At 69.7% G+C, this 6,644-nt stretch carries 6 protein-coding genes; 4 read left to right on the top strand and 2 right to left on the bottom strand.

Features of this window, described 5'->3' with window-relative positions; genetic code table 11:
- A partial coding sequence (locus tag G3I65_RS13020) for an AfsR/SARP family transcriptional regulator (RefSeq protein WP_160696343.1) occupies nt 1-745 on the bottom strand: 745 nt, incomplete at its 3' end.
- Between the two features lie 122 nt (nt 746-867).
- Here G3I65_RS13020 and G3I65_RS13015 point away from each other — a divergent pair.
- The 4 genes from G3I65_RS13015 to G3I65_RS13000 all read left to right on the top strand — a co-directional run bounded on the left by G3I65_RS13015 (nt 868) and on the right by G3I65_RS13000 (nt 5,478).
- Entirely contained in the window at nt 868-1,524 is a 657-nt protein-coding gene (locus tag G3I65_RS13015) for a hypothetical protein (protein ID WP_166640035.1), read from the top strand.
- A 32-nt stretch (nt 1,525-1,556) separates the two neighbouring features.
- Nucleotides 1,557-3,128, top strand: coding sequence for an alkaline phosphatase (locus G3I65_RS13010; protein ID WP_160696342.1), 1,572 nt, complete (start codon nt 1,557-1,559; stop codon nt 3,126-3,128).
- Nucleotides 3,129-3,153: 25 nt separating this feature from the next.
- Entirely contained in the window at nt 3,154-3,780 is a 627-nt protein-coding gene (locus G3I65_RS13005) for a TetR family transcriptional regulator (RefSeq protein ID WP_160696341.1), read from the top strand.
- Nucleotides 3,781-4,014: 234 nt separating this feature from the next.
- Complete coding sequence (locus G3I65_RS13000; RefSeq protein WP_160696340.1) at nt 4,015-5,478, top strand: glycosyl hydrolase family 28 protein; 1,464 nt, start codon at nt 4,015-4,017, stop codon at nt 5,476-5,478.
- A gap of 55 nt (nt 5,479-5,533) precedes the next feature.
- On the opposite strand, the gene G3I65_RS12995 is transcribed toward G3I65_RS13000, so the two are convergent.
- Nucleotides 5,534-6,644 (bottom strand): glycoside hydrolase family 105 protein (locus G3I65_RS12995; protein ID WP_160696339.1); only part of this gene is annotated, 1,111 nt, incomplete at its 5' end.

Below are 6,644 nucleotides of genomic sequence, written 5' to 3'. Positions count from 1 at the left end.
GCCGCGCGCCCGGCTCGGCGCCGAGCTCTTCGCGCAGGACGCGCTCGGCCGACTCGTACGCCTCGATCGCGTCCGCGGTCCGGCCCGCGGCCCGCAACGCGACGATCAGCTGCGCCCACAGCTCTTCGCGCAGCGGGTGCTCGGTGACCAGCCCGCGCAGCTCGGCGACGGCCTCGCCGCAGCGGCCGAGGCCGATCCGCGCGCGCAGGCGCTGTTCCTGGACCGAAAGCCGGAGCTCGGCGAGCCGGGCGACGGTCGCGCCCCAGCTGTGGTCGTGCGGGAGTCCTTCGAGGACTTCGCCGCGCCACAGCGCGTCGGCGCGGTCCAAAAGCTTGAGAGCGCTCTCGGCACGGTCGCCGTCGAGCTCTTCCTGCGCTTCGCCGGCCAACGCGGCGAAGGCGAGGTGGTCCAGTTCGGCCGGGGACGCGGTCAGCAGGTAGCCGGACGCGCGGCTGCTGATCCGCTCGCCGAGGCCGGGGTCGATTTCGGCGAAGCGCCTTCGCAGCGAATGGACGTACGTGCGGATGTTCGCCGCCGCCGACCGGGGTGCCGAATCCGGCCACAGCACCTCGACCAGCACGTCGGTGGACACGACGACGTTCGGCTGCAGGGCCAGCGCGGCCAGCAGCAGCCGGGGCTTCGGCCCGCCCAGCGCGACGACCTGCCCGGCGGCGGTGACTTCCAGCGGGCCGAGGACGCGGATGGTCAGCGAGGTGGTCTCAACCTGCCCGATGAGTTCCCCCATGACCGGATGCTATGACCGCTCCGACCTCGGGCGATAGATCCATTCGGAGTGTCTGTGCGCGCGCGTGCGCGCGAGGGCGGGCTTTGTACGAGACGTGTACGGGGCGCGGTCACGCTCCCGCCATGAAGCGTTTGAACCTCCGGCGTATGGCCGGACTCGGGGTGATCGTGGCGGCGGTCGGCTCACTCGCGGTCGGCGGGGCGCTCGAGGCGTCCGCCGCGGCGAGCGGCACCGTGAAGACCGCGGGGGACCCGCTCAACGTCCGCCGGGCGCCGACCGCGAGCGCCACGGCCGTCAAGACCGTCGCGAACGGCGCGACCGTCGCCATCGACTGCCAGGTCAACGGGTCCTCGGTGACCGGCACCTACGGCACCAGCACGCTCTGGGACTACGTGCCCGCGCTCGGCGGGTACATCTCGGACACCTACGTCTACACCGGTTCGGACACGCGGATCGCGCCGGACTGCGGGGTCGGCACGGGCAGCGCCCAGTGCGCCGACGCCTGCGCCGGCGAGGGGCAGTACCGCTCGTCCGACTCGCACTTCCTGGTCTACGACACGAACGCCGACGGCTACTCGGCCGTCGTCGCCTACTGGCTCAAGGGCGGTGCCGGGCCGTTCTACGTCTGGAACTCCGGTGGCGAGGGCACGAAGGTCGACAAGGCCGTCTCCGTCCCGTCCGGCGGCTGGGTCTTCTACAAGGTCTGCGTCGCCAACTACACCACCGGAAAGCCGGACCTGAAGTCCTGCTCCGACGGCCTCACCGACTTCGCGGCCTGACCGCGTCCACCCGAGAGAAAGGGCTTTCCACCATGGGTCAGGTCAACCGGCGCAAGGTGCTCCTCGGCGGGCTCGCCGCGGTCACCGCCACCGCGGCTTCGGCGGCGCTGCCGTCGTGGGCGAACGCCCGCACCACGGTCGCCGCCCCCACCATCCACGACCCCTTCCAGCTCGGTGTCGCCTCCGGCGATCCGCTCCCCGACAGCGTGGTGCTGTGGACGAGACTCGCGCCGGCGCCGCTCAACCCGGACGGCTTCGGCGGCATGCCGGACGCCACCTACGCGGTGGACTGGGAGATCGCGAACGACGAGGCGTTCACCTCCGTCGTGCAGACCGGCCAGGCGAGCGCGGTCCGCTCGGCCGCGCACAGCGTCCACATCGAACCGACGGGGCTGCAGCCCGCGCGCGAGTACTTCTACCGCTTCAAGACCGGCGGCTACATCTCGCCGGTCGGCCGGACGCGCACCGCGCCCGCCGCCGGGGCCGCGGTCAACCAGCTCAAGTACTGCTTCAGCTCCTGCCAGCACTGGGAGGAGGGCTACTACCACGCGTACAAGGGGATCGTGGCCGACGACCCGGACCTGGTGCTGTTCCTCGGCGACTACATCTACGAGAAGAAGTCGGGCCGCGCTGCCGCGGAACGCAACCCGCGCAGCCTGGCCTTCACCGAGGAAGTGACGACGCTCGCGCAGTACCGCGCCCGCCACGCCCAGCACAAGACCGACGCCGACCTGCAGGCCGCGCACGCGATCGCGCCGTGGATCGTGGTGTTCGACGACCACGAGGTGATGAACAACTGGAACGGCACCACCTCACCGGCGTCGGCCGCGCGCAAGGCCGCCGGGTTCCAGGCCTTCTACGAGAACACCCCGATCCGCTCGACGGCCAAGCCGAACGGCTCGTCGATCCAGCTGTACCGCCAGTTCGTCTGGGGCAACCTGGCCCGCTTCCACATGCTCGACACGCGCCAGTACCGCAACGCCCAGGTCGCCGACCCCTCCGGTGACGCGGGCCCGTCCTGCACGGACATGCGCAGCACCACGCGCAGCATCCTCGGCAGCACCGAGGAAGCGTGGCTGCTCAAGCAGTTCGAGTCGCACCCGACGACGTGGGACTTCCTCGGCCAGCAGGTCTTCTTCGCCACGCGGGACGGCGACGGCAACAAGGCCACCTGCGAGAGCCCCGACTCCTGGCAGGGCTACGAGGCCTCCCGCAACCGGATCCAGCAGGGCTGGGTCGACCGGAAGGTCGCCAACCCGATCGTGCTCACCGGCGACGTCCACCGGCACTGGGCCGCCGACCTGCGCCTGGACTACTTCGACCACAGCGACCCGGTCATCGGCTCGGAGCTGGTCACGACGTCGGTGACGAGCAACAGCGACACCGCGACCGCGCCCAGTTCGACCTGGTACGCGAACAACCCGCACGTCAAGTACTGCAAGGGCGAGCGCGGCTACGTCCGCGTCACGACCACGCCGTCGCAAACGCGAGCGGACTTCATGACCACGTCCGACACCAGCGTGTACGACCCGGCGTCGGTCGTGATCAAGAACGACCGCAGCTACGTAGTGCAAGCGGGCACGCCCGGCCTCCAGCAGGTGTGAGCGCCGGAGCGCTACGCTGCGTGACGTGACCGATGAACCAGGCCTCCGGGAGCGCAAGAAGCTCCGCACGCGGACGGCGATCTCGACGGCGGCGATCCGGCTCTTCCTGGAGCGCGGGTTCGACGCCGTCGGGGTCGCCGAAGTGGCGGGCGCGGCCGAGGTGTCCAAGCGGACGCTCTTCGCCTACTTCCCGACCAAAGAGGACCTGGTGCTGCACCGGTTCGCCGACCACGAGACCGACGCGGCGGACGTCGTCCGCGCGCGCCGGCCCGGCCAGGGCCCGCTCGAAGCGCTGCGGGAGGCGTTCCTGCGCGGGCTCGGCGAACGCGAACCGGTGACCGGGCTGTGCGACGAGCCCGGCGTGCTCGCGGTCTTCCGGCTGGTCACCGGTACCCCCGCGCTGGTGGCCCGGCTGGCCGGGTTCACGTCCGCGGGGGAGGCCGCGCTGGCCGCCGCGCTCGGCGAGGCGGGCGTCCCGGTCCTCGACGCGGGCCTCGCCGCCGCGCAGATCTCGGCGGTCCGGCGGACCCTGGCCACGGCGAACATGGACGCGGTCGCGGCCGGTGTCCCGGCGCGGCAGCGGTTTCCGGCGGCCGTCGCCGCCGCCGAACGGGCGTTCACCCTGCTGTCGTCCGGAGTAGGGTTCGGCTGACGCCGCGCGCGATCATGCGGGATTCCCGGTGCGACCGTGAAAAACGCACGGTTTCGCCGGGCTCGCCGAAGGTAGACTTCGAATCCCGAAAGGACTCCGGGGGACCCGCGTCCGACTGGGGGTGGCGCGGGTCCCCCGGGCCCGCCGATCTTGACAGTCCGTTCGCGTCACTCGTAACCTGGGTTTTCCGCCGTCATGCCGAATTTCCCGATTCCATGACAAGGCGGTCTCACGGTGAAAAGATCTTTGCTGATCAGCTTGGCGGTGGCCGGGCTGGTGGTGGCCGGTACCGGGATCTCCACGGCCGCACCCGGCGGCGTGTACGACGTGAAGGACTACGGCGCCAAGGGCAACGGTTCCGCCGACGATTCTTCCGCCGTCAACAAGGCGATCACGGCGGCCAACGCCGCTGGTGGCGGCACCGTCCGGTTCACCTCCGGCACCTACAAGTCGGCGCACACGGTGCACCTCAAGAGCAACGTGACGATCCAGCTCGACGCCGGCGCGACGATCACCGGGTCCGGTGCGGACACCTACGACAAACCGGAAGCGAACCCCTGGGACGCCTACCAGGACTACGGCCACAGCCACTTCCACAACGCGATGTTCACCGGCGACAAGCTGACGAACATCGGCTTCACCGGCGCGGGCACCATCGACGGCGGCGGCAACCTGATCACCGGCAACCCGAAATCCGGGGAAGCGGACAAGATCCTGTCGCTCACCCGGTGCGACGGGCTGACGTTGTCCGGCATCAAGCTGCGCCGCGGCGGGCACTTCGCGGCGCTGATCAACGGCTGCAAGAACGTCGTCTCCGACCACCTGACCATCGACACGGCGGGCGACCGCGACGGCTGGAACATCATCAGCACCACGAACGTCACCATCACCAACGCCAGCATCGCCGCGAACGACGACGCGCTGGTGTTCAAGAGCGACTACGCGCTCGGCGCGAAACTGCCGAACGGGAACGTCACGGTGACCGGCGCCAAGCTCTCGGCGGTGTGCTGCAACGCGCTGATGTTCGGCTCCGAGACCTGCGGTGACTTCACCGGCTACCACTTCTCGGACATCGCGATCACCGGCGCGCACAAGTCGGGGATCGGGATCGTGTCGATGGACGGCGCGAAGATCTCCGACGTCCACTACCGGAACATCACGATGTCCGGGACGTATTCGCCGGTGATGATGAAGATCGGCACGCGGAAGCGGTGCGGGAACAGCCCCGGCGTCGGGTCGATCAGCGGGATCACGTTCGACAACGTCACCGGCACGCACACCGGCAGCAGTTTCAGCCCGACGATCTGGGGCGCGGACAGCGGCCACCGCGTCTCCGACGTCACCTTCACCGGCGTCAAGCTGAAGGTGCCGGGCGGCAACGGAACCATGTCGACCGGCGTCCCGAGCAACAACGCGACAGACTACAACCCGAAGAGCATCGGCACCCGCCCGTCCTACGGCTGGTACCTGCACTACGCGGCCGGCATCCGGTTCGTCGACAGCTCCGTGGAGTTCGGCAAGGACGACGGGCGCCCGGCGAGCATCGTCAACAACAGCTCGGACATCACCTTCGACCACTTCACCGCGGAGAAGGGCAGCGAGAGCCCGTACGACCTCGGCTTCCAGTCGGTGACCGGGTACTGCGTCAAGAATTCGGCGCTGCGCGTGAACGCGACCGGGTCCACTTCGGACTGCTGACGACGGAAGGGCCCCGGCCGGAAAGCCGGGGCCCTTCCTGCGGCGCGCCTCGTGGTCAGTGGTGGAACTGCTCGTTCATGATCAGGAACGCGCCGAGGCCGTGGAAGTCGTTGGTCTTGCGGGCCCGTGCGTAGTAGTAGGACAGGTCGCCGACGTTGGTGCCCTCGCAGATGTCGGTGATGTTCGTGAGGCCGTCGGCGCCGAGGGAGACCTTCTTCAGAACGCCGGCGTAACCCTTGTCCGCGACCGCCTGGTACTCCGCCGGCAGGTAGCCGCGCTCGACACCTCGGGCGATCGTGAACGCGTACATCGACGACGCCGACGTCTCCAGCCAGTTCTTCGGGTCGCCGCCGCGGTCGACGACCTGGTACCAGCGGCCGGTGGCCGGGTCCTGGTACCGCTGGTAGCCCGCGGCCAGGAACCGCACGACGTCGATCAGCGCGGCCCGCCGCGGGTGGTTCGGCGGCAGCACCTCGAGGATGTCGATGGCGGCCATGCCGAACCAGCCGATCGCGCGGGCCCAGTGGTACTTCGAGTGGTGCCCGGCGCCGCTCGCCCACGATTCGGAGCCGTCTTCGTCGTAGGCGTGGTACAGCAGGCCCTTCGCGGGTTCGCGCAGGTGGCTGAAGTACACGGAGATGTTCTTCGCCGACTCTTCGAAGCAGTACGCGCCGTCGTTGAACGCGGCGCCGTAGAGCGCGAGGAACGGCTGGGCCATGTACACGCCGTCGCCCCACAGCTGGCCGACCTTGCTCGTGGCGTGGAACATGCCGCCGTCGGACGTGCGGGGGTAGCCGGGGAACCGCTTGCGCAGCTGGTCGGCGGCCGTCTTGTACTTCTTGCGGCCGGTTTCGGCGTGCAGCAGCGGCAGCATCTGGCACGAGCGCATGGCGTCGAGGTTGGTGAAGCTGTTGGAAATGCCGCTGTCGGTGATGAACCGGTCGTACCAGGCGACGATGTAGTCGAGGTACTTCCGCTCGCCGGTGCGCTTGTAGAAGAGGTACTGGCCGTAGAGGTAGAGGCCGAGGGTGTAGCCCCAGCCGCCGATCTTGTCCGGGGTGTAGCGGGTCATCGTCGAGTCGATGACCGCCCGCGACCAGTCCGGCGGCGGCGCGGCGCCGCCGATCGGGGGCAGCCGGTCGGCCGCCCGCGCGACGGGGCCCGCC

Source organism: Amycolatopsis sp. SID8362 (assembly GCF_010550475.1).
GTDB lineage: Bacteria > Actinomycetota > Actinomycetes > Mycobacteriales > Pseudonocardiaceae > Amycolatopsis > Amycolatopsis eburnea.
The sequence above is the reverse complement of the archived record's forward strand: the minus strand, read 5'-3'. Positions and strand labels throughout refer to the sequence as shown.

What these genes read in the sequence shown, in the direction of transcription:
- G3I65_RS13015 (WP_166640035.1), top strand. Translation starts at nt 868, where the DNA reads ATGAAGCGTTTGAACCTCCGGCGTATGGCCGGACTCGGGGTGATCGTG.
- G3I65_RS13010 (WP_160696342.1), top strand. Translation starts at nt 1,557, where the DNA reads ATGGGTCAGGTCAACCGGCGCAAGGTGCTCCTCGGCGGGCTCGCCGCG.